General features: G+C 71.7%; 19 protein-coding genes. 8 read left to right on the top strand and 11 right to left on the bottom strand.

What is annotated here, in order from left to right; genetic code table 11:
- From ABD793_RS06475 to ABD793_RS06490, 4 genes are read right to left on the bottom strand one after another with little or no spacing between them, the layout of a single operon-like run.
- Entirely contained in the window at positions 1-1,392 is a 1,392-nt protein-coding gene (locus ABD793_RS06475; RefSeq protein WP_344856363.1) for an aldehyde dehydrogenase family protein, read from the bottom strand.
- Complete coding sequence (locus ABD793_RS06480) at positions 1,389-3,032, bottom strand: thiamine pyrophosphate-binding protein (RefSeq protein WP_344856365.1); 1,644 nt, start codon at positions 3,030-3,032, stop codon at positions 1,389-1,391. The genes ABD793_RS06475 and ABD793_RS06480 overlap by 4 nt, the downstream gene beginning before the upstream one ends.
- Positions 3,029-3,973, bottom strand: coding sequence for an agmatinase (gene speB / locus ABD793_RS06485; RefSeq protein ID WP_344856874.1), 945 nt, complete (start codon positions 3,971-3,973; stop codon positions 3,029-3,031). Before speB ends, ABD793_RS06480 begins: the two co-directional genes overlap by 4 nt.
- A 5-nt stretch (positions 3,974-3,978) precedes the next feature.
- Complete coding sequence (locus ABD793_RS06490; protein WP_344856366.1) at positions 3,979-5,424, bottom strand: sodium:solute symporter family protein; 1,446 nt, start codon at positions 5,422-5,424, stop codon at positions 3,979-3,981.
- 102 nt (positions 5,425-5,526) lie between these two features.
- On the opposite strand from ABD793_RS06490, the gene ABD793_RS06495 reads away from it, so the two are divergent.
- From ABD793_RS06495 to ABD793_RS06510, 4 genes are all read left to right on the top strand, one after another.
- Positions 5,527-7,014: a PucR family transcriptional regulator gene (locus ABD793_RS06495; protein WP_344856368.1), complete on the top strand. Its 1,488-nt coding sequence runs from the start codon at positions 5,527-5,529 to the stop codon at positions 7,012-7,014.
- A 59-nt stretch (positions 7,015-7,073) separates the two neighbouring features.
- Positions 7,074-7,745, top strand: a complete 672-nt coding sequence (locus tag ABD793_RS06500) for a response regulator transcription factor (RefSeq protein ID WP_344856370.1) — start codon at positions 7,074-7,076, stop codon at positions 7,743-7,745.
- Entirely contained in the window at positions 7,742-8,869 is a 1,128-nt protein-coding gene (locus ABD793_RS06505) for a sensor histidine kinase (RefSeq protein WP_344856372.1), read from the top strand. Before ABD793_RS06500 ends, ABD793_RS06505 begins: the two co-directional genes overlap by 4 nt.
- A 171-nt stretch (positions 8,870-9,040) precedes the next feature.
- Entirely contained in the window at positions 9,041-9,547 is a 507-nt protein-coding gene (locus tag ABD793_RS06510; RefSeq protein WP_344856374.1) for a permease-like cell division protein FtsX, read from the top strand.
- A 57-nt stretch (positions 9,548-9,604) separates the two neighbouring features.
- Here ABD793_RS06510 and ABD793_RS06515 read toward each other — a convergent pair whose 3' ends face one another.
- The 5 genes from ABD793_RS06515 to ABD793_RS06535 form a co-directional block, all read right to left on the bottom strand.
- Positions 9,605-11,716, bottom strand: coding sequence for a 3-hydroxyacyl-CoA dehydrogenase NAD-binding domain-containing protein (locus tag ABD793_RS06515; RefSeq protein WP_344856376.1), 2,112 nt, complete (start codon positions 11,714-11,716; stop codon positions 9,605-9,607).
- The gene (locus tag ABD793_RS06520; RefSeq protein ID WP_344856876.1) at positions 11,713-12,906 is read right to left on the bottom strand and encodes a thiolase family protein; all 1,194 of its coding nucleotides are present in this window, start codon (positions 12,904-12,906) and stop codon (positions 11,713-11,715) included. Before ABD793_RS06520 ends, ABD793_RS06515 begins: the two co-directional genes overlap by 4 nt.
- 390 nt (positions 12,907-13,296) lie before the next feature.
- Entirely contained in the window at positions 13,297-14,559 is a 1,263-nt protein-coding gene (locus tag ABD793_RS06525; protein WP_344856378.1) for an HRDC domain-containing protein, read from the bottom strand.
- A 71-nt stretch (positions 14,560-14,630) separates the two neighbouring features.
- Positions 14,631-15,347: a response regulator transcription factor gene (locus ABD793_RS06530; RefSeq protein WP_098509311.1), complete on the bottom strand. Its 717-nt coding sequence runs from the start codon at positions 15,345-15,347 to the stop codon at positions 14,631-14,633.
- Between the two features lie 674 nt (positions 15,348-16,021).
- A complete protein-coding gene (locus ABD793_RS06535; protein ID WP_344856381.1) occupies positions 16,022-16,585 on the bottom strand; it encodes a DUF3000 domain-containing protein in 564 nt (187 codons plus the stop codon).
- Positions 16,586-17,254: 669 nt separating this feature from the next.
- On the opposite strand from ABD793_RS06535, the gene hemE reads away from it, so the two are divergent.
- The 4 genes from hemE to ABD793_RS06555 are packed head-to-tail and all read left to right on the top strand — an operon-like array spanning position 17,255 to position 21,882.
- On the top strand, positions 17,255-18,337 hold the full coding sequence (hemE, locus tag ABD793_RS06540; protein WP_344856383.1) for a uroporphyrinogen decarboxylase: 1,083 nt from the start codon (positions 17,255-17,257) through the stop codon (positions 18,335-18,337).
- The gene (hemG, locus tag ABD793_RS06545; RefSeq protein WP_344856385.1) at positions 18,334-19,743 is read left to right on the top strand and encodes a protoporphyrinogen oxidase; all 1,410 of its coding nucleotides are present in this window, start codon (positions 18,334-18,336) and stop codon (positions 19,741-19,743) included. The genes hemE and hemG overlap by 4 nt, the downstream gene beginning before the upstream one ends.
- 46 nt (positions 19,744-19,789) lie before the next feature.
- A complete protein-coding gene (gene hemQ / locus ABD793_RS06550; RefSeq protein WP_344856387.1) occupies positions 19,790-20,482 on the top strand; it encodes a hydrogen peroxide-dependent heme synthase in 693 nt (230 codons plus the stop codon).
- A gap of 5 nt (positions 20,483-20,487) precedes the next feature.
- Entirely contained in the window at positions 20,488-21,882 is a 1,395-nt protein-coding gene (locus ABD793_RS06555) for a CoA transferase (protein WP_344856388.1), read from the top strand.
- On the opposite strand, the gene ABD793_RS06560 is transcribed toward ABD793_RS06555, so the two are convergent.
- Both ABD793_RS06560 and ABD793_RS06565 read right to left on the bottom strand, forming a co-directional pair.
- Positions 21,833-22,159 carry an SCO6045 C-terminal-like domain-containing protein gene (locus tag ABD793_RS06560; RefSeq protein WP_344856390.1) on the bottom strand — a complete coding sequence of 109 codons (327 nt, stop codon included), beginning with the start codon at positions 22,157-22,159 and terminating at the stop codon, positions 21,833-21,835. The two genes, ABD793_RS06555 and ABD793_RS06560, sit on opposite strands and share 50 nt — an antisense overlap.
- Positions 22,156-22,974 (bottom strand): MbnB/TglH/ChrH family RiPP precursor modification enzyme, encoded by an 819-nt coding sequence (locus ABD793_RS06565; RefSeq protein WP_425548656.1) that lies wholly within the window; start codon positions 22,972-22,974, stop codon positions 22,156-22,158. The genes ABD793_RS06560 and ABD793_RS06565 overlap by 4 nt, the downstream gene beginning before the upstream one ends.
- Positions 22,975-23,139: the final 165 nt, after the last annotated feature.

Here is a 23,139-nt window from a genome sequence, read left to right on the forward strand (position 1 = left end):
TCATTCGAAGCGGGTCATCACGTGTTTGACGCGGGTGTACTCGGCGAAGGAGTACGCGGAGAGGTCCTTGCCGTGCCCGGAATGGCCGAACCCGCCGTGCGGCATCTCCGCGGTGAGCGGGCCGTGCGTGTTGACCCACACGCAGCCGAAGTCGAGGTCGCGCGAAACCCTCGCCACCCGCGCGACGTCCGTGGTCCAGACCGAAGAGGCCAGACCGTAGGGCACGCCGTTGGCCAGTTCCAGCGCTTCCGCCTCGTCCGCGAACGGCTGCACGGTGATCACCGGCGCGAAGATCTCTTCCTGCACCAGCTCGTCGTCTTGGCGCAGTCCGGAAACCACGGTCGGCGCGAGCTGGAATCCCGGCCCGGGTGCGGTGCCACCGGTCTCCACCCTCGCGTGCGCGGGCAGCCGCTCCAGCAGGCCGAGCACGCGGTCCAGCTGAGCCCGGCTGTTGAGCGGGCCGTAGTCCACGCCCGGCCGCCGGGCAGCGGCGGTCTTCGTGAGTTCGGCGAGGAATTCGTCGTGCACGCTCTCGTGCACCAGTACCCGGCTGCCTGCTGTGCAGTCCTGGCCGGCGTTGTAGAACGCGGCGTCGACGATCCGCGCGGCAGTGTCGGCGAGGTCGGTCTCCGGGAAGACGAGCAGCGGAGCGTTGCCGCCGAGTTCCAGGTGAGTGCGCTTCAGATCGGCCGCGGCCACGGTGGCCACGTCGATCCCGGCGCGGGTGGACCCGGTGATGGACACCAGATCGGTACGCGGATGCCCGACGAGCGCGCGCCCGGTTTCCCGGTCGCCGCACAGCACGTTGAACACGCCCGGCGGCAGGAATTCCGCGGCGGCCTGCGCGAGCAGGACTGCGGTGGACGGCGTGGTTTCGGCGGGCTTCAGCACCACCGTGTTGCCTGCGGCGAGCGCCGGGCCGATCTTCCACGTCGCCATCATCAACGGGTAGTTCCACGGCGCGATCTGCGCACACACCCCGACCGGCTCGCGTCGGACCACCGAGGTGTGGCCGGGCAGGTACTCGGCCGCGCCCGTGCCTTCCAGTCTGCGGGCGGCACCGGCGAAGAACCGCAGCGCGCTCACGCACTCCGGAATCTCTTCTTCCAGCACGACAGCGCGGACCTTGCCGGTTTCGCGTACTTCGGCGTCGGCGAACTCCGCCGCACGGGCGCGCACTGCGTCGGCCAGCTTCAGCAGGGCTTCCTGCCGCTGTGCCGGAGTGCTGCGCCGCCAGGTCCGAAACGCCCGCGCCGCGGCCGTCATCGCGGTGTCTACTTCAGACCGTCCGGAGAGGACGCTGTGGCCGAATACCGTGCCGTTCGCCGGATCGGTGAGTTCGAGGGTGCCGGGCGCGTCGGCCGTGGCACCGTCGACGAAGTTGCGGATCACGGGTGCTCCAAATGGGTCGGGGCGAACATCTCCAGCACCGCGGGCAGCACGACGACGGAAGGCCCGGAGGTGCGTACTGCCTCGGCCAGGTCGGCCCGCACGGTGTCGAGTGACGAACGCCGGGCGGGTACCCCGAAGGACTCGGCGAGCGCGACGAAGTCCGGCCGGGCCAGTTCGGTCGCGGTGGTCTGCCCGAACGTGTCGTTGAGGTATTCGCGGAGGATGCCGTAGCCGCCGTCGTCGACCAGCAGCCACGTGACGTCCAGGCCGTGCTGCACGGCGGTGGCCAGCTCGGCCAGCCCGTACATCGCGCCGCCGTCGCCGGAGACGGCCAGCGCGGGCACGCCCGCGGCAGCCGCGCCGAGCGCGCCGGGCAGACCGTAGCCGAGCCCGCCCGCGCCCTGTGCGGTGTGCATCGGCGCGTGCTCGGGGTTCCACGTCGACCACGCCCAGTAGGCGGCGATCGTCATGTCCCAGAAGGTCTGCGTGCCCGCCGGGAGTGCGGCTTGGACGTCCTCGATCAGCTTCCGTTCCGCGGCGAGCGGCTGACTGTCCAATCTGGACTCGACGCGGGCGAGCAGATCCTGCACCGCGGCCTCGGCCCGGCCGTCCGCGGGCCGGGCGGGTACCCGGGCCAGCAGGGCACGCAGGGTCGCCCGGACGTCCGCGTGCAGTGCGAGCGCCGGGTAGTTCGACTCCAGTTTCCCGAGATCGGCTTCGATCTGCACGAGCCGTCCGCGCGGGGCGAACTCGCGGTAGTTGCTGGACAGCTCGCCGAGCCCGGAGCCGAGTACCAGCAGCACGTCGGCGTCGGCGAGGAATTCCGTGGTGTGCCAGTCCTCCATCCACGACTGCGCGGACAGCGGGTGGTCCCAGCCGAATACGCCCTTGCCGCCGAAGGTCGACACCACCGGCGCCCGCAGTGCTTCGGCGAGTTCACGCAGCTCCTCGTGCGCACCGGACCGCAGTGCACCACCGCCGGCGAGGAACACCGGGTTTTTCGCCCCGGACAATAACTTCGCCGCTTCGCTCAGCAGTTCCGGCACTGGTTCGAGCGGCGGGGGAGCGGCGGTGACCGAGTGCAGCGCCGGCAGGGTCGTCTCGGCGAGCAGCACGTCCTGCGGGATCTCCACCCACACCGGACCGTACGGCGCAGTCGCCGCGGTGGTCCACGCCTCGCGCAGTGCAGTCGGGAGCTGACTCACCGAACGGACCACGTGCGTCGACTTGACCAGGTCGCGGAAGCTCGCCTGCTGGTCGGGAAGTTCGTGCAGGTAGCCGTGCCGTCCGCCGCCGAGCCCGGCGACCGGGACCTGGCTGGAGATGCCGAGCACCGGTACCGAAGCCGCGCGTGACTCCTGCAGCGAGGCCAGGGTGAGCAGCGCGCCGGGACCAGTGGACACGACCATCGGCGTGACCGGGACCGGGCCGTGCGGATCCGCGGTCAGCCGGGCACGGGCGTGCCCGTCGGCGGCGAAGGCGAGGTTGTTCTCCACCCGGGAGGTGACCAGCCGCAGGCTGTCCGTCCGGCGAAGTGCTTCGAACAGACCGAGTGCGTGCTGCCCCGGCAGTCCGAACACGGTGTCGGCGCCGAGCGCGCGCAGCGTCTCGACGACGACGTCGCCACCGATGCGGGTCATTCCGGCTTTCCCAGCGTCAGCAGGCTCACCAGGTCGTAAGCGACGTGCGAAGCGGCGATCGCGGTGATCTCGGCGTGGTCGTAGGCGGGGGCCAGTTCGACCACGTCCGCGCCGACGAGGTTCAGCTCGCGTAGCCCGCGAAGGATCTCCAGCAGTTCGCGGCTGGTCATCCCGCCGGCCTCGGGGGTGCCGGTGCCGGGCGCGTGTGCCGGATCGAGCACGTCGATGTCCACCGATACGTACAGCGGACGGTCGCCGATGCGCTGGCGTAGCGCGTCCACCGTCTCGTCGATGCCGCGGCGTAGCACGTCGCCGGAGGTGACGATGCCGAAGCCGAGCCGACGGTCCTCCTCCAGATCACGTTTGCCGTACAGCGGACCGCGGGTGCCGACGTGGGACAGTGCGCTCGTGTCGAGGATGCCTTCCTCGGACGCCCGGCGGAATGGCGTGCCGTGCGTGTAGGGCTCGCCGAAGTAGGTGTCCCAGGTGTCGAGGTGCGCGTCGAAGTGCAACAGCGCTACCGGCCCGTGCTTCTTCGCCGCGGCACGCAGCAGTGGCAGCGCGATGGTGTGGTCGCCGCCCACAGTGACCAGCCGGGTCCTGTCCGCGGTGAGCGTTTCGGCTTCCTGCTGCAGCTTTTCGATCGCTTCACCGATGTTGAACGGGTTGATCGCGATGTCCCCGGCGTCCACCACCTGCTGCTCGGCGAACGGTGACACGTCCAGGCCCGGGTGGTAGGGCCGCAGCAGCCGGCTGGCTTCGCGCACCGCGGCAGGCCCGAACCGCGCGCCGGGGCGGTAGGACACCCCGGAGTCGAACGGCACGCCCACCACGGCGACGTCGGCACGCGGCACCTCGTCGATGCGCGGCAGCCGGGCGAACGTCGCGAAGCCGGCGAACCGTGGCACGCGCGACGAGTCGAGCGGGCCGACCGGGGGCAGATCAGTCACCTGGGCAACTCCTGTCTCGTTGGGATCACTTCGGGTATTTCGGCGGAACCGTGCAGGCGCTGGGTCCACACCGTGAGGATGCTCTCCGGCGTACGCGGCGTCGCGAGACTCACGGCGACGTACACGATCAGGCTCGCGCCGAGGCCCCAATAGATCGGGCTGTTGGCAGCGACACCGTCGATGATCATGAAGGCGATCACGGACGCAGTGCCCGCCACCATCGACGCGTACGCGCCTTGACGCGTCCCGCGCTTCCAGAGCAATGCGCCGACGATCGTCACGAGCAGTCCGCCGACGAGGATGTCGTAGGCGATGGTGAGTGCGTTGACGACGTCGTCCACCATCATCGCGATGCCGATCGCCACCACGCCGAGCACGAGCGTGGTCACGCGGTTGCGCAGCACTTCCCCGCCTTTGAGGCCGACCTTGCGCAGCAGGTCCGAAGTGGTCGTGGTGGCGCACGCGATCAGCGCACCGCTGGAGGTCGACATGAGGGCGGACAACGCAGCGGCCAGCACCAGTCCGCGCACGCCGGTGGGCAGCAGCCGCTCGGCGATGGTGGCGAACGCGTCCTGCGCGCTGCCCAGGTCCGGGTAGAGCACCTTCGCCGCGGTCCCGATCAATGCGCCCGCGACGCCGTAGACGAGGCAGTAGACGCCGGAGATGATCCCGCCGCCGGTGGCGATCCGTGGCGTGCGCGCGGTGAACACGCGTTGCCAGATGTCCTGTCCGATCAGCAGGCCGAAGGTGTAGATGAGGAAGTAGGTCAGGATGGTCTCGCCGCCGATCGAGCTGAACTCGAAGTACGAGGCGTCGAGTTTTTCCGCCATGCCACCGAAACCGCCCGCGGAGACCAGCGCGATCGGCAGCAGCACGAACAGGATGCCGACGGTCTTGATCACGAACTGGGCGATGTCGGTGAGCGTGATCGACCACATCCCGCCGAGCACCGAGTACAGCACCACGATCGACCCGCCGATGGCGATGCCGGCCCAGCTCGGAATCGCGAACAGCACCTTGAAGATCGAGGCGAACGCGAGCGTCGAGGTGACCGTGAGCATCAGCGTGTAGCCCCACATCACCACACCGGACACTGCGCTCGCGCGCCCGCCGTAGCGCAGGTCGAGCATCTCGCCGACGGTGTACACGCGCAGTTTCACCAGCCGTCGCGCGAACACCGCGTGCAGCACCAATATCCCGACGCCGATGGTGATCACCAGCCAGGCCCCGGAAACGCCGTAGGTGTAGCCGAGTTTGACCCCGCCGACGGTGGACGCGCCGCCGAGCACGACCGCGGACATCGTGCCGGAGTAGAGAAACCAGCCGAGCCGCCGCCCGGCCACCAGATAGTCGGACTTGGTCTTCGCCAGCCGGAGGCCGATCCAGCCGACGCCGAGCATGCCTGCGATGTACAGCGCGATCACCGCGTAGTCGCCGCCCACGGGTCCTCCTCGGGTGCCGGGTTCTGCGGGACACCGTAGGTCCGTCCGGTCCGGCTGCGGGATGGGACGATCCGTCCCGACGGCGCGGCTACCATGGATAAAATGACCCATCATCCGGATCCACTGCCCGCCGAGGTGACAGTGCCGTTACGGGCCGTCGCCGGCAATCCGGACCTGGCACTCGAGGTGGTGCCGGAGACCGTGGCTCCGGACGCGCTGGACCGGCCGGTCCGGTGGGCGCACGTGAGCGAGCTGGCCGACCCGGCGCCCTACTTGCTCGGCTCCGAACTGCTGCTCACCGCCGGTGTCAACCTGCCTGCCGACGCGGGCCGTTACGTCCGGCGGCTGCGGGATGCCGGGGTGACCGCGCTCGGCTTCGGGCTCACTCCGACGGTTTCGGAAACGCTGCCACGGCCGCTGCGCAGCGCTTGCGCACGCCACGGGCTGCCGCTGCTGGTGGTCCCGCCGGCCACGCCGTTCCTGGCGATCAACCGTGCGGTCGCAGTGGCACTCGCCGAAGCCGGGCAGCACGAGCAGCGACGGCTCTCCGAGGCGCGCGAGGCACTGACCCGCGCGGCGTCCGGCGGGCTCGGCGAACTGGTCACCGCACTCGCCGGACGGCTGCACGGCTGGGTCGCGATGGTCGGCCCAGAGGACGTGCTCGTGGCGGCGCACCATGCGCCGCACCCGTGGCCACCGCAGGTCCGGGAACTGCTCACGACCCTGCGGTCCGGCAGCGGGATCCGGGTCGCGACGACCGAACTGCCGGACGGCACGCAGGTGGTGGCCCAGCCGGTGTACCCGCAGGCGACCGCTGCCCACCTGCTGGTGCTCGGCAGGCCCGGCCGGTTCGACCGCGGCGACCGTTCGATCCTGTCCGTCGGCGCGGCCCTGCTCGGTCTCGTCGGACGCGCCGGCTCGGACACCGCCGAACTCGGCGCGGCGGCCACCGCGTTGCTGCTCGGCGGTCCCGCCGGGGCTGCGCTGAGCGAGGTGCTGGGTGCGGATCGGGCGCGGATCGTGGCCGGGGTGGCGCACCGGAAAGGTCCCGAAGCCCTCGCGCGGCGACCCGACTGGCTGCGGGCCCGGCTCGACACCCCGCTCGTGCAGGTGCTGCCGGGGCCCCGCTTCCTCGCCGTCGCGGGCGCCGAACCGGCCGGGCTCGACGGCTTGCGTGAGCACGGCTGGCTGGCGGTGGCCGGTCCGCCCGCGGCGGCCGGCGAGCTGCCAACTTCGGTACCCGCGATCGAACTCCTGCTGGCCCGCGCCCGCGCACTCGACCGGGCAGTGGTCGCCGAGCCCGAGGCGTCCGGCTTCGACGAGCTGGTACCGCCCGCCGCGGGCAGTGCGTACGCAGCTCGGCTGCTGGCGCCGCTGCGGGAACTCGACCGGGCACCCGGCCGCGAACTGGTGACCACCCTGCGGACCTGGCTCGCGCAGCACGGCGGCTGGGATCGCACCGCGGCCGAGCTCGGGGTGCACCGCAACAGCGTGCGGCACCGGATCGGGCAGGCAGAACGGGCACTGGGGATGGACCTCGCCGATCCGGAGACGCGGATGCGGCTGTGGTTCGCGCTGCGCTGGGCGTGAGCCCGAGTGTCCATTCAGGTCTCTCAGGCGCTCTCAGGAAACTGTGGGATTGTGGTCTGGTGCGAGTTCTGGTAGTCGAAGACGAAGAGCCATTGGCCGACGCGATCGCCCGCGGGCTGCGCCGCGAGGGGATGGCGGTGGACGTCGCGCTCACCGGGGACGACGGGCACGAGAAATCGTCGGTCACCCGCTATGACGTGATCCTGCTCGACCGCGATCTGCCCGGGATGTCCGGCGACGACCTGTGCCGCGAGATCGTCACCTCCGGCGAGCTCACCCGGGTGCTCATGCTGACCGCGAGCAGTTCGGTGTCCGACCGGGTCGACGGGCTGTCCCTCGGTGCGGACGACTACCTCGCCAAGCCGTTCGCCTTCCCGGAACTGGTCGCCAGGGTGCGTGCGCTCGGCCGCCGTGCCACCCCGGCCGCGCCGCCGCTGCTCACCGCCGGCGACGTGGAGCTGGACCCGGCCAAGCGCGTCGTGCGCCGCGCGAGCGGGCCGATCGAGCTGACCCGCAAGGAGTTCGGCGTGCTCGAGGTGCTGCTGTCCGCCGCCGGGTCCGTGGTCAGCAGCGAGGAACTGCTGGAACGGGTCTGGGACGAGAACGCCGACCCGTTCACCACGACCGTGCGGGTGACCGTGATGACCCTGCGCAAGAAGCTCGGCGAGCCCGGCATCATCGAAACCGTGGTCGGCTCCGGCTACCGGGTGCCGGTGGACGCCGCCGAGTGAACCTGCCCGGCTCCAGCAGCCTGCGGGTCCGCGTCACCGTGCTCGCCACGGTGCTGGTCGCCGCGGCGGGACTGCTGCTGCTGTGGCTGGCGTGGACCCTGGTCGGCGACGCGGTGGACGCGGTGCCGCACATGCCGCCGGGCACCCTGGTACGGGTCGACGGCGTCGACGTGGACTCGTCCACGCTCGCCCAGCACCTGCGTGAGCACGCGGTGAACCGGGTGCTGCTGTTCGGTTCGCTGGCGTTCTGCTTCGTGGTGGCCGCGGCGGCGATCCTGGCCTGGACGTTCACCTCGCGCGTGCTGCTGCCGCTGCGCGAGATCACCGGCACGGCGCGCAGGCTGTCGGTGGAATCGCTGGGGGAGCGCATCGGCGAGGTCCACTCACGCGACGAGCTGGCCGAACTGGCCGGCACCTTCGACGACATGCTCGACCGGCTCCAGGCCGCTTTCGACGCGCAGCGGCACTTCGTGGCCAACGCGAGTCACGAGCTGCGCACCCCGCTGTCGGTCATCCGGACCGAACTGGACGTGACGCTGTCCGACGAACAAGCGAACGAGGCCGAATTCCGCCGGATGGCAGGCGTCGTGCGGGACGCCACGGAACGGGCGGGCCAGCTGGTGAACTCCCTGCTGCTGCTCGCCCGTACCGACGGGGCGGGCCTGGTGGTGCGGGAACCGGTGGACCTCGCGACGGTCGTGGAACGCGCCTGGGCCGCGGTGCGCGGGGAAGCGGAGCAGCGCGGCCTGCGCACCGCGTTCACCACCCCCGGCGCGACCACGATCGGCGATCCGGCGCTGCTGGAACGGATTGCCGGCAACCTGGTGGAAAACGCGGTACGGCACAACGTCGACGGCGGATGGATCGAGGTCGCCACGGAATCCGGCGCGCACTGGAGCACCCTGCGCGTGCGCTCCTCGGGCGGCCTGCTCGATCCGACGGCCGTCCCGGAGCTGTTCGAGCCGTTCCGCCGTGCCGGGATCGCCCGCACCGCCCGCTCCGGCGCCGGGCTCGGCCTGTCCATCGTGCGCGCCGCGGTACAGGCACACGGCGGTACAGTCACCGCGGAACCCGTGGTGGGCGGCGGACTGGCGGTCACCGTCCGACTGCCGGCGTCGGTGTAGCACGTTTGTGCGGCGTTGTGGGCGCGACCCGCGGATCTCCGGATCGCGGCGACCGCGGCGGTGCACCGGTTGCCCCTGCTGACTCGCAATCCTGAGGACTTCGCCGGTCTGGCGCGGCTGCTGATCGTGCACGGGCTCTGACTTTCCGCCGCGCTGTGCCAGTATCGGCACATGGGTGCACGACTCTGGCGGTGGCTCGCCCCGGTGCTGGTGCTCGCCCTCGGCGCGGGGGCCGGCGCGGCCTTCCTGGTGGCGAACGCGATCGGTCCCGCCGAGCTGCCGGTGGACCGCACCCCGGTCCCGCTGGCGCAGCACCGGCCGTGTGCCGCGGTCCAGCTGTTCCTCGACGACGACGAGACGATGCGCCGCACCGCGCAGGCACTGGCCGGGGATCCGCAGGCCCGCCGGGTGTTCGTCCAGACCAAAGCCGAGTCCTACGCCCGGTTCCGGGAGCTGTACCAGGACGACCCCGAACTGATGGCGCAGGTCCGGCCCGAGGACATCCCCGGCTCGGTCACCGTGATCCCGATGCCGCACACCGATCTGCAGGGCTACGCCGCGGACCTGCGCAAGCGTCATCCGGAAGCGGACGTGCAGGTCCTCGACGGCACCGCGTTCCGGCAGCAGGTCCGGCCGGGCGAACCGGGTCCGGTCTGCCCGCGCGCCGGCGAGTTCTGAGCCGGGAAGTACTGCCGCAGGGCGGCCTCCCCACGAGGAGGAGACCGCCCCGGCAGATCAGGCCGTGGGGACCGAGGCGACGCCCGGCGCGAGGAACGGCTTGCCGTTCACCCGCTCCGAGACGCCGGAACGGTCGAGGTACGGCGTGATGCCGCCGAGCCAGAACGGCCAGCCCGCACCCAGGATCAGGCACAGGTCGATGTCCTGTGCCTCGGCGACCACGCCCTCGTCGAGCATGATCCGGATCTCCTGCGCGATCGCGTCGAGTGCGCGGTCGCGGACCTGCTCGGCGGTGGACGGCTTGTCCCCGCGCGTCCACAGCTGCTCGACCTCGGGGTCCACCGACGGGGTGCCCTGCGCGTCCCAGGTCCAGACGCCCTTCTTGCCCGCCTGTACGAACCGTGCCAGGTTCTCGCTGACGGTGAACCGGTCCGGGAACGAACCGTGCAGCGTCTCGCCCACGTGCAGCGCGATCGCCGGTCCGACGAGCTGCATCAGGTTCAGCGGCGACATCGGCAGGCCCAGCGGCTCCAGTGCGGAGTCGGCCACCTCGAACGGCGTGCCCTCGTCCACCGCCACCAGCACCTCGCCGAGGAAGCGCAGCAGCAGCCGGTTGACCACGAACGCGGTGGCGTCCTTCACCAGCACGCTCGACTTCTTCAGCTGCTTGCCCACCGCGAACGCCGTGGCGAGCGCGGCGTCGTCGGTCTGCTCACCACGCACGATCTCCAGCAGCGGCAGTACCGCGACCGGGTTGAAGAAGTGGAAGCCGACCACGCGCTCCGGATGCTGCAGCTGCTCCGCCATCGCGGTGATCGACAGCGACGACGTGTTCGTCGCCAGGATCGCCTCCGCGGACACGTGCTGCTCCAGCTCGGCGAACACCTGCTGCTTCACGCCGAGCTCTTCGAACACCGCCTCGATCACGAAGTCCGCGTCGGCGAACGCGGCCTTGTCCAGCGAGCCGCTCACGAGCGCCTTGAGCCGGTTCGCGCCGTCCTGGGACAGACGCTTCTTCGCCAGCAGCTTGTCGATCTCGTCGTGCACGTAGCCGACGCCCTTGTCGATCCGCCCCTGGTCGACGTCGGTGAGCACCACCGGCACCTTGAGACGGCGCACGAACAGCAGCGCGAGCTGGCTCGCCATCAGGCCCGCGCCCACGATGCCGACCTTGTTCACCTTGCGCGCCAACGACTTGTCCGGTGCCCCGGCCGGCCGCTTCGCGCGCTTGTTGACCAGGTTGAACGAGTACAGCCCGGCACGGAGGGTATCGGACATGAGCAGTTCGGCGAGACCGTCGGTCTCCGCCGCATAACCGCGGTCGAGATCGTTCTCCCGGGCCAGCTCCAGCAACTCGACGGCCTTGCCGGCACCAGGCGACGCACCGTGCGTGCGACCGTCCACGATGGACTTCGCCCGCGCGATCGCGGCGTCCCACTCCGCGCCCCGGTCGATCTCGCGCCGCGCCGGGGTGAGCTCGCCGTTGACCACCTTCGCCAGCCACAACAGCGACTGCTCCAGGTAGTCCGCGGAGCCGAACACCTCGTCCACGATGCCGAGCTCGGCCGCCTTCTTCACGTTGAGCATCTTGTTCTGCGCCAACGCATTCTCGATGATCACGGTGACCGCGGCGTCCGGTCCGATCAGGTTCGGCAGCAGCTGCGTACCGCCCCAGCCCGGGAACAGGCCGAGGAACACCTCGGGGAACGCGATTGCCGCGGTGTTCTCCGACAGCGTGCGGTAGTGGCACGACAGCGCCAGCTCGAGGCCGCCGCCCATCACCGCGCCGTTGACGAAGCCGAACGTCGGGATCTTCGATTCGGTCAGCCTGCGGAACACGTCGTGTCCGGTCTGCGCGATCTCCCGGGCCAGCTTCGGATCCGCGACCGCCTCGACCCCGGACAGATCCGCGCCGACGGCGAAGATGAACGGCTTGCCGGTGACCGCGATCGCGGCCGGTTCGGCGGCGAACGCCTCGTCCAGCGCGGCGTTCAGCGACACCAATCCCTGCGGGCCGAAGGTGTTCGGCCGGGTGTGGTCGTGGCCATTGTCCAAAGTGACCAGTGCGACCTGCTGGTCCAGGCCGGGCACGGTCACCAGCCGGGTGAGCGCCCTGGTGACCACCTCGTCCGGGAAGGCCGCCTTCGCCTGTTCTGCGGTGAACGTCATGCCTTCGCCCCCTCGTAGGCCGGGTTCTCCCACAGCACGGAGCCGCCCATACCGATCCCGATGCACATCGTGGTGAGGCCGTAGCGCACGTCCGGACGCTCGGCGAACTGGCGCGCCAGCTGCGTCATCAGCCGCACGCCGGACGAGGCCAGCGGGTGCCCGCAGGCGATCGCGCCACCCCACGGATTCACCCGCGGATCGTCCTCGGAGACGCCGAAGTGGTCGAGGAACGCGAGCACCTGCACCGCGAACGCCTCGTTGATCTCGAACAGGCCGATGTCGTCGATGCCGAGCCCGGTGCGCTTGAACAGCTTCTCGGTGGCAGGCACCGGACCGACGCCCATCACCTCCGGTTCGACGCCGGCGAACGAATAGCCGACCAGCCGCATCGCGACCGGCAGGCCCAGTTCGCGTGCGGTGTCCTCGTCGGCAAGCAGCGACGCGGTCGCACCGTCGTTGAGACCGGCCGCGTTGCCCGCGGTGATCCGGCCGTGCGGACGGAACGGCGTCTTGAGCGCGGCCAGCTGCTCGACCGTGGTGCCCGGCCGCGGCGGCTCGTCCTCGGTGGCCAGGCCCCAGCCGAGCTCGGCGCTGCGGGTCGCGACCGGAACCAGTTCCGGGCCGATCTTGCCGGTCTTCACGGCCTCGGCGTAGCGCTCCTGGCTGCGCGCGGCGTAGGCGTCGGTGCGCTGTTTGGTGATCTCCGGGAACCGGTCGTGCAGGTTCTCCGCGGTCTGGCCCATCACGAGTGCGGACGGGTCGACCAGCTTGTCCGCGACGATCCGCGGGTTCGGGTCGACGCCCTCGCCCATCGGATGCCGCCCCATGTGCTCGACCCCGCCCGCGATGGCGATGTCGTAGGCGCCGAAGCCGATGCCGCTCGCGGTGGTGGTGACCGCGGTCATCGCGCCCGCGCACATCCGGTCGAGCGCGAAACCGGGGACCGACTTCGGCAGCCCGGACAGCAGCGCCGCGGTGCGGCCGATGGTGAGACCCTGGTCGCCGGTCTGCGTGGTGGCGGCGATGGCCACCTCGTCCACGCGCTCCGGCGGCAGCTCGGGATGCCGCCGCAGCAGCTCGCGGATGGCGTTGACGACGAGGTCGTCCGCGCGGGTCCCGGCGTAGATGCCCTTGTCGCCCGCCTTGCCGAAGGGAGTGCGCACCCCTTCGACGAACACGACCCTGCGCACTCCCCGCGCGTCCGGCGCGAGGGGCGGCGTACCTGGTGCGGCCACGAATGCTCCTGAAGTAGACAGAAATCCTGCCCGCAGCGTAGCCCTTGTTACCCACGGGTAACCAGGGGAGTGGCCCGGTCGAGTGGGGGAGCGCACACTCCCGTGGCGTCCGGACTGCCCGGCGACGAGGCTGTCCGGACGCCGGCGGGCAGGTGCAGCGCAGACCACCGGCGAAGGCCGGGCGCTGCCCGGGGAACCCGATCCGCCGGGGCCGGGCGATCTTCGGACCGGGCGAACCGGGGGGCCGCGACGCTTCGGGTCCGGGGCACGTCGACCCGGTTGACGTGCGTGCGTGACCGCGGGTGGGCGCGGGCCCGCGCTGATCGGGCCGTCGGAAGGTTTCGGTCAGGAAGCCGTGCTGTGCAGGGCCTTGCTGAGTTCCGCCGTGGTCAGCTCGATCTGCCACGGCCGGGCGCTGCCCGCGCGCAGGACCTCGGCCACTGCGTCCTCGGAGAGGTCGGCCGGGGGACGCCAGCAGGTGCGGCGGACCAGATCGGGCAGCAGCAGGTTCTCCACCGGCAGCTTGCGGTCCTCGGCGATCGCGGCGAGTGCGGCGCGGGCCGCGGACAGCCGGGCCGCGGCGTCGGGGTCCTTGTCGGCCCAGCGGTTGACCGGCGGCGGGCCGTCGGAGGCCTGGGCGGGGGTGGGCAGTTCACTCGCGGGCAGCGCCTTGGCCGCCTGCAGGTGCCGCAGCCAGCTCGCGGTGTACTTGCGCTGCACGCGTCCGCTGAACACCGGCAGGGCCTGCAGTTCCTCCGCGGTCTTCGGATCGGCCGTCACGGCGTTGATGATCGCGCTGTCGGGCAGGATCCGGCTCGGTGCGCGGTCGCGTTTGCGGGCGAGTTCGTCGCGGGCCTGCCACAGCTCCCGGACCGCGGCGAGGCCACGGGGACTGCGGATCTTGTGCACGCCCGAGGTACGGCGCCACGGTTCGGCGCGCGGGGCGGGCGGCGGTGCGGTGCGCACGGCCTCGAACTCCTGCTGTGCCCACTCCAGTTTGCCCTGTGCGGCCAGCTCCGCTTCGAGCTTCTCGCGCAGTTCGTTGAGCAGTTCGACGTCGAGGGCCGCGTAGTTGAGCCAGTCGACCGGCAGCGGCCGCTTCGACCAGTCCGCGGCGCTGTGTCCCTTTTCCAGCGTGTAGCCCAGTAGCCGTTCCACGAGCGTGCCCAGCGCCACGCGTTCGTAGCCGGCCAGCCGCCCGGCCAGCTCGGTGTCGAACAGCGAACGCGGGTGCAGGTCCAGCTCGGCCAGGCACGGGAGGTCCTGGGACGCGGCGTGCAGCACCCATTCGGTGTCGTTGAGGACCTCGCGCAACGGGGCGAGGTCGCCTTCGAACGGGATGGGGTCGACCAGCACCGTGCCGGAGCCTTCCCGGCGCAGCTGGACGAGATAGGCCCTGGGCCAGTAGCGGTAGCCGGACGCACGTTCGGTGTCCACCGCGACGGCACCGGTCCCGGCCGCGAGCCGCGCGCACGCCTCGGCGAGCGCGGACGGGTCTGTCACCACCGGCGGGGTGCCCTCGGCCGGTTCGCGCAGCAGCACCGGCGGTGTGGACGCCTCGGTGGTCGGCTCGCCGGTCCGGGCTCCGTCCGCCTGTGCAGTTCCCATGGGTGACGACCCTACGGGACGGGCGGGCCGCGCCTGGCCCGCCCGCCCCGCAGGGACGTGGTCCGTCGTCGTCAGCGGATCACGCCGGCACGCATCGCCAGCGCGACCATCTGTGCCCGGTCCCCCGTGCCGAGCTTGCGCCCGATCCGGGAGAGGTGGGACTTGACGGTGAGTGCGGAGAGCGAAAGTTCCTCTCCGATCTCCTTGTTGGACTGCCCGTCGGCGACGAGCTGGAGTACCTCGACCTCACGGGCGGACAGCTCGCGGGGGGTGTTGTCGGTCCCCGCGACCCTGGTCCCGGTCGCGAGGACCGGAGCCACGCTCGGGTCGGCGTAGACGCCGCCCTCGAGCACCCTGCGGACGCCGTCGGTGACGACGACCGGTGAGGCCGATTTGAGCAGGTACGCCTGCGCGCCCGCCTGGAACGCGGAACGCACCGCGTACGGGTCGTCGGAGGATGCGAGGACCACCACCCGCGGCCAGCCGTGGCTGCGCAGCTCGGTGACGAGCTCGATACCGCTGCCGTCCGGCAGTCCGAGATCGAGGATCGCGAGATCGCACGGGCCGGTGGCCTGTGCTCGCGCCCTCGCCTCGGCCACCGTGGCGGCTTCGTGGACGGTGCCCGCACCCATCTGTGCGAGTCGTGCTGAGATTGCCTCCCTCAACAGCGGGTGGTCATCGACCACCAACACGGAAAAGAGCTCTTCCCGCGGGTGCGGAACCATGCTCGCCGGCAAAGCACCGGCTGGCGTGGATCGGACGGCCTGAGATAAGCCGACGGTAGCCACGTCACTACCTCCCTGGAGTCGGTCGTGCCCCCCGACCGGCACCGGGACCTTCGGCCGTTCAGCCGCGCCAGCTTTAGACCGAAAGTGGTGTCGTCCCAGGCACTGTAGCCGCCCGGACGCCGCTGCGGGGGGATCGAATGGGTATCTATCCGAAACAGTTCGTCACCCAGCGCGTTTGATGTAACACGATCGGACTAATGAACGGCCGGTTGCTTACGGATCTCCGGTCGTGCGCGATGCTCTTCTGTTGCCGCCTTGGAAACGGGCGTGCAGATGGCCCGTGCAGGTGCCGGTGCTTCTGCGTGCGCCCGGACGGGCTAGACCCCGGAACCCGGAAATGGGCCCTGGCCGGGGAGAGATCATCTTTTTTCATGTTCCGCGCCGGGCCGTGCCGCCGGCGGTACGCAGCCGGCGGCCGGCCGCGGCCTGCCGCGGGACGGCCCGCGAGGCGGTGACCTGGGGTTTACTGCCTGTGATCGGCAGTAGTTCACGAATGGGCAGATGGCCCCGTCCGGCCGCTGTCCGTCCACCCGGGACGGACGTGAACGGCTCTCGGATCTGCCCGGAAGCGGGTGCCGCGAACGGTCCGGCAGCGTGCCGCTGCGGCCGTCGGGGCGCGGCTGCGGGCGTGCAGCGGCCCCGGACGGGCTGCCCGTCCGGGTGAACTTCGGGAATCAGGAGCTCTGGCGCTGCTCGAACAAGGTCACGCCGACCGGGGGCAGTCCCACGACGCTCGCCATGACCTGGCAGAACGCGCTCCCGTGCGGGCGCAGCATCGCATCCGGCGGGGTCCAGGACGCACGCAGTTCGAGGTCGTCGGTGCGAGCGGGGCCGGCGATGTCGCCGAACCGCGCCGAAGAGGTCTCGGTCACCGTGCCACCGAGTGCCTTCCAAGTGGCCCCGGACGCCTCGAGCGCATCGGTGAGCCAGGACCAGCCGACGGTGGGCAGGAACGGATCGGTGGCGAGTTCGCGGTCGAGCTCCGCCCGGACGTACATCACCAGACGGAACACGCCCTCCCAGCCGTCCTGTCCGTCCGGGTCGTGCAGCAGGACCAGCCGCCCGGACGCCATGACGTCGGCGGGGCCGGAGACCTCGCAGCTCACCGCGTACGACCACGGTGCCAGCCGCTGCGGCGCCCGCATCTGCTCCAGCCGGACCTCCGGACGAGGCCGGACGGACTGCAGCGCCGCGACGGCTTCGCGGAACAGCTCGGGCACTGGCGTCATCGCGGTCACGCACCGACTTTAGGGCGGCACCGGCCGGTTGCCGTCGCAGGCGCGCCGAGCGACCCCGCCTTGCCGTGCCGGCTCCGACGACCGGGACACACCGGCCGGAACGGCACACTCCGCTCCCGGCGTGTCGCCTTGTCCGGCAAGCGGTGAATGCGCTCTGCCGGACGACTGGAGGAGGCAGGTTCGGAGGTGGGCGGCGCCGGGACGAGCCGGCGGTGCGTGCGGACGACGCGGGCAGTGTGATGCGGGGCCCGCATGGTGCTGGTGGTGGGGCAGTGTCGTGCTGGTGGTTCGGAGGGGCTGTGGTGCTGACCAGCCGGCGGGTGACTGATTCGCCGGTACGGGTGGGCGGTCGGGTGGCCGTGTGGTGCTGGAGCGCTGGGGGCTTGTGGCGCTGGCGAGTCGGCGGGCCCGTGTTGGTGACGGGCCTGCGGTGGTGCCGTGTCGGGTGGCGCTCGGGTGCTGCCGTGTCGGGTAGCGCTGCTGTGTGGGGGGCGCTGCTTTGTGGGGGGCGCTGCTTTGTGGGGGGGGCGCTGTGTGGGGCCGGCGAGCCGGGTGTGCGGTTTCGGGGCGAACATCCGGCGGAGGTGCACCCGGTTCCCTGTCTGCACCGCGCCCGTTCGGCGGCCGCTCGATACCGCGCGCCTCGGGTGCGTGCGGTGGCGTGGGAGCATGGGGTTCGTGCCTGAGGTTTCGTCTGTCTCCGTCGGTTCTCCGGTCGTTCCGGCTCGTCGCGCGCTGTCCGAGGCGCCGTTGCTCGCTGCTGCGCGGGGGCGGCGGCCGGCGCGGGTGCCGGTCTGGTTCATGCGGCAGGCCGGGCGTTCGCTGCCGGAGTACCGCGCGCTGCGCGAGGGCGTGCCGATGCTCGAGGCCTGCTTCGACCCGGAGATGCTCGCCGAGATCACCCTCCAGCCGGTTCGGCGGCACCAGGTCGACGCCGCGATCCTGTTCAGCGACATCGTGGTCCCGCTCAAGGCGGCCGGCGTCGAGATCGACATCGTGCCCGGCACCGGGCCGGTGGTGGAGCAGCCGGTGCGCGACGCGGCCGCGGTGCGTGGTCTGCCGGTGCTCGAACCGGAGCAGGTCGCGAAGGTCGCCGAGGGCGTCGGGCTGCTCGTGGAGCGGCTCGGCGAAACCCCGTTGATCGGCTTCGCCGGTGCGCCGTTCACGCTGGCCAGCTACCTCATCGAGGGCGGGCCCAGCCGCAACCACGAGCACACCAAGGCCCTGATGCACTCGGATCCGCAGCTGTGGCACGAACTCGCCGCCCGCCTCGCCGACGTCGCCTCGATCTTCCTCCGCGCCCAGCTCGACGCAGGGGTCGACGCGATCCAGCTGTTCGACTCCTGGGCAGGCGCGCTGTCCGAGCGCGACTACCGCGAGTTCGTCCTGCCGCACTCCGCGCGGGTGCTCGAGGAGGTCTCCGGCTACGGCGTGCCCCGGTTCCACTTCGGTGTCGGTACCGGCGAGCTGCTCGTCGCGATGCGCGACGCGGGCGCGGACGTGGTGGGCGTCGACTGGCGGGTGCCGCTCGACGAGGCCGTGCGGCGGCTCGGCGGCGACGCGGTCGTGCAGGGCAATCTCGATCCGGCGTTGCTGCACGCGTCCTGGCCGGTGCTGGAGGCGGAAGTCCGCCGCATCGTCGAGGAGGGCCGCGCCGCCAGGAGCCACGTCTTCAACCTCGGCCACGGCGTACTGCCCGGCGTTGATCCGGATGTGCTGACCCGCGTCGTCGAACTGGTGCATTCGCTGTGAAGCGCGTCGCCGTCGTCGGCGGCGGCATCTCCGGCCTGACGGCGGCGTACCGGTTGCACCGGTTGCTCGGCGAAGACGTCGAGGTCACCGTCTTCGAAAGCACCTCAACGGTGGGCGGCAAGCTGCGTACCGCCGAGGTCGGCGGCGTCCGCTACGACGTCGGTGCCGAAGCATTCCTCGCGCGCCGCCCCGAGGTCACCGCGCTCGTGACCGAGCTCGGCCTCGAAGACCGCCTGGTGCACCCCACGAAGGCGCGAGCCAAGATCCACGCTGGCGGGTCTGTGCAGAGCCTGCCGCCGGGCACCCTGATGGGTGTGCCCGCGTCGGCCGAAGCGGTCGCCGGCGTGCTGTCCGAGGACGGCCGCCGGACTGTGGACAAGGAACGTTCGCTGGGCCCGGTCCGGCTGGGCGAGGGCGATCTGCCGCTCGGTCCGCTGTTGCGCACCCGGTTCGGCGACGAACTGGTGGACCGTCTCGTCGACCCGTTGCTGGGTGGTGTCTACGCAGGCGGCGCCGACGGTCTCGGCCTGCGCGCGACCATGCCCGGTCTGGCCGGCGCGGTCGCGGACGGCGCCGCTTCGCTCACCGAAGCGGCCGCGTCGCTGCTGCCCAAGACACCAGGCACCGCGCCGGTGTTCGGCACCCTCGCCGGAGGCCTTGACGCTCTCGTCGAACGGCTGCTGGCACTGTCCGGCGCCCGGTTGCGCACCTCGGCGACCGTTCGCTCACTCGCTCGCACCGCGTCCGGCTGGCAGCTCGACTTCGGCGCCGCGGCGCCCGCGCACGCGCCGGAGGACAGTCCGGTCGACGTCGACGCCGTGGTGCTCGCCGTTCCCGCGCCTGCCGCGCGAAAGCTGCTCGACGGCGTGGTCCCGGCTGCGTCCACCGCCTTCGGCGAGGTCGAACTGGCGTCGATGGCAGTCGTCGCGCTCGCACTGCCGTCCGGCACTGAACTGCCGGACTCTTCGGGCATCCTCATCGGCGCGGGGGAGCGAGACGCGGACGGTGTGCCTTATGCGTCGAAGGCGTTCACCTTCTCCGCGAACAAGTGGGCGCACTACGGCGCCGAAGAACCGGTGCTGGTCCGCGGCTCCGTCGGCCGCTTCGGCGAGCCCGGTGCGCTGAACGGGGACGACGCGGCACTAGTCGCCGCCGTACGCGACGACCTGGCCCGGCTCACCGGCGTGACCGCGGATCCAGTCGACACCCTCGTCACCAGGTGGGGCGGCGGGCTCCCGCAGTACGGCACCGGGCACCTCGAGCGTGTCGCGCGCATCGAGGAGGCGGTGAGCGCCGCACCGGGACTGGCCGTCGCCGGTGCCACGCTGCACGGGGTCGGCCTGCCCGCGTGCGTGGCCACCGCGGACGCGGCCGCGCGCCGGATCGCCGGTCAGCTGACGGTGTGACGGAGGCGCTCGGGACATCCGGCGCGCACAGTGCCAGGATGGGTACATGGCGCGGCTGAACTACAACGAGCTCAATGACACGATCCGCTACACCACCTGGTCGGTCTTCCGGATCGAACCGGGCAGGCTCGGCGAAGACCGCGGAGCCGCCGGCCGCGAGACCGCGGAATTCCTCGACGGTCTCGAGGCGAAGGGCGTGATCGTGCGCGGGGTCTACGACCTGTCCGCGCTGCGCGCCGACGCCGACTTCATGATCTGGTGGCACGCCGAGGAGATCGAGCAGGTCCAGGACGCCTACACCGGATTCCGCCGGACGCCGCTGGGCCGGGCCGCGACCCCGGTGTGGAGCCAGACCGCGCTGCACCGGCCCGCGGAGTTCAACAAGAGCCACGTGCCCGCGTTCCTGGCCGGCGAAGAAGCGCGCAAGTACGTGTGCGTCTACCCGTTCGTCCGCTCCTACGACTGGTACCTGCTGCCCGACGACGAACGTCGCAAGATGCTGGCCGACCACGGCAAGGAAGCGCGCGACTACCCGGACGTGCGGGCCAACACCGTGGCGTCGTTCGCACTCGGCGACTACGAGTGGATCCTCGCCTTCGAGGCCGACGAACTGCACCGGATCGTCGACCTGATGCGGCACCTGCGCGGCACCGAGGCGCGGCGGCACGTGCGCGTGGAGGTTCCGTTCTACACCGGCACCCGGGTGCCGCCTGCCGAGCTCGTCGCGGCTCTGCCGTAACCGTCGTGCAGGACGCGCTGGCCGGGGTGTGGCGGACGCTCACCGGCGACTCACCGCCCGAAGCCACCCTGACCGGCGACGAGTCCGTGCTGCCCGGTCCGTTCCGGGTGCCCGCAGCGGCCGCCGCGAGCGTCGCCGCGGCCACGCTCGCCGCCGCCGAGCTGCTGCGGGTGCGGGGCATCGAACCGGGCACCGTCGCGGTCGACGCCCGGCACGCCGCTGCGGCGTTCGGCAGCGAGCGGCTGCTGCGCGTCGACGGCCGTCCCGGGCCCAGTCCGTGGGGCTCGATCGCGGGCGATTTCCGTGCGGCCGACGGCTGGGTCAAACTGCACTGCAACTACCCACGCCACGAGGCGGCGGTCTGCTGGGCACTCGGCGTGCCGGCCGTCCGCGAGGCGGTGGCGAAGGCGGTCGCCGGGAAACGCGCGGCCGAGGTCGAATCCGCGGTGGTCAGCGCGGGCGGGGCGGCCGCACTGATGCGTTCACGTGCGGAGTGGCTCGCGCATCCGCAGGGCCGGGCCGTCGCGGACCTGCCGCTGGTGGCGCTGGACCGGATCGGGGACGCGCCGCAGCGCACCCTGTTCGACTCCGAACGGCCGCTCGGCGGGGTGCGGGTGCTGGAGCTGACGCACGTGCTCGCCGGCCCGGTCGCCGGGCGGGTGCTCGCCGCGCACGGGGCGAACGTACTGCACGTCGGCGCGGCGCACCTGCCGCGGATCCCGGTGCTCACCATGGACACCGGCCAGGGCAAACGCTCCGCGTTCGTCGCGCTCGACACCGAGGGCGGCCGGGCGAAGCTGAGGAAGCTGATCGCCCGTGCGGACGTGCTGGTGCAGTCGTTCCGGCCGGGCGCGCTCGCCCGGCTCGGGTTCGGGACGCAGGAACTGGCGCAACTGCGGCCGGGGCTCGTGGTCGCCGATCTGTCCGCCTACGGCTGGACCGGCCCGTGGGCCCGTCGCCGCGGATTCGACAGCCTGGTGCAGATGTCCTCCGGCATCGCCGAGGAGAACGCCGCGGACGCACCGGCCCCGTTGCCCGTGCAAGCCCTCGACCACGCGACCGGCTGGCTCACCGCGGCCGCGGTGATGACCGCGCTGCACCGCACCGTGACCGAAGGCGGCACCTGGCGTGCCCGGCTGTCCCTCGCCGGTACCGGTGCCTGGCTCGACCGGCTGGGCCGCAAGCCCGGCACACCGTCCGAAGTGGACTTCGCGGATCTGCTGGAGGACGTGGACAGCGACTTCGGCCGGATGACCCGGGTGCGGATGGCCGGTGAACTGCCCGGCGCCCCACCGCAGTGGGAGCACGCCACGCACCAGCCCGGCTCGGACCCCGCGGTGTGGTCCCCGGTCAGCGCCGGAACCGGCGCCGCCGGGGTTTCGGCAGCTCACCCCGGCTGACGAGCCAGGCCGCGAAACCCGCCGCGTACTCGTGCGCGCGCACCTCGGTGGTCTTGGGGTGCTCGGCTGCGTAGGCGTCGAAGAGCGACCGGAACCGTGGTCCCAGTGCTTGCGGCAGATCCGGGCGCAGGTAGGCGACCAGCCGGCGGCGTTTGCCCCGCAGGACGCCTGCCTCGACACGCAGCCGTTCCGGATCGAACCCGGGTGGGGCTGCCGCGCCGGTGAGCAGGTTCTCCAGCAGTTTCGCCTGCCGCGCGGCCAGTTCCTCGCGGCTCATGCGCTGACTACCGTGCGCAACGCGGCCAGTTCGGCTGTGAGCTCGCTGTCGGTGGGGTAGTCGTCGTCGCGTTCGAGGAGCACACCCGGCGGATCGGTCCGCCGGCGCAGCTCGGCGAGCAGGTCGAGGACCTCGCGGCGGACCGGATGGGCGTGCGTGTCGTGGTAGACGCCGTCGCGCTCCACCCCGCCGGCCACGTGCACGTAGGCCAGCCGTTCCCACGGGATGCCGTCGAGGAACGCGACCGGGTCGGTGCCGATGTTGCGGGCGTTCGCGTACAGGTTCGCGACGTCGACGATCAGCAGGCAGCCGGTGCGTTCGGTGAGTTCGGTGAGGAACTGCTCCTCGGTGAGCTCGTCGTCCGGCCACTGCAGAACCGCTGCGATGTTCTCCAGCGCGAATGGTACGTCCACAATGGACTGAGCGGTGCGCACGTTCGCCACCAGGACGTCCAGCGCCTCGCGGGTGCGCGGCAGTGGCATCAGGTGCCCGGAATCGAGCCCGCCCGCGCGGACGAAACAGACGTGGTCACTGGCGAGCGGGGCGTCGAGCGCACGGGCCACCTCGGCGAGATGCTCCACCCGCGTGGTGTCGAGCGGTTCCGCCCCGCCGAGCGAAAGCGAAACGGCGTGCGGCAGCACCGGCATCCCGCGTTCGCGCAGTGCGACCAGACTGTCCGGCAGATGCCGGGCGTGCAGATTCTCGGCCACGACCTCGACCCAGTCCACCCCGCGCATCCGCGCGATGGACAGGTCCAGCTCGGGCCGCCATCCGATGCCGACCCCGAGCCGCTCAACCACGCCCGTCACCCCCATCGGCCCGCGCCGCCGCGCGGACCCGCCACGGCGCGCACCGAACCTGCTTGCGACGGCACGCACTCAGCCGGGCGCCGGAGGCTGCCTTCCGGCGGCGTGTGCACCGACGGGCCGCTGGCGGGCGTTGCTTCGTGTGTGGGGTGTGCTTCGTTGGATGCCGGCGGG

This window comes from Amycolatopsis ultiminotia (assembly GCF_039536925.1).
Lineage (GTDB): Bacteria > Actinomycetota > Actinomycetes > Mycobacteriales > Pseudonocardiaceae > Amycolatopsis > Amycolatopsis ultiminotia.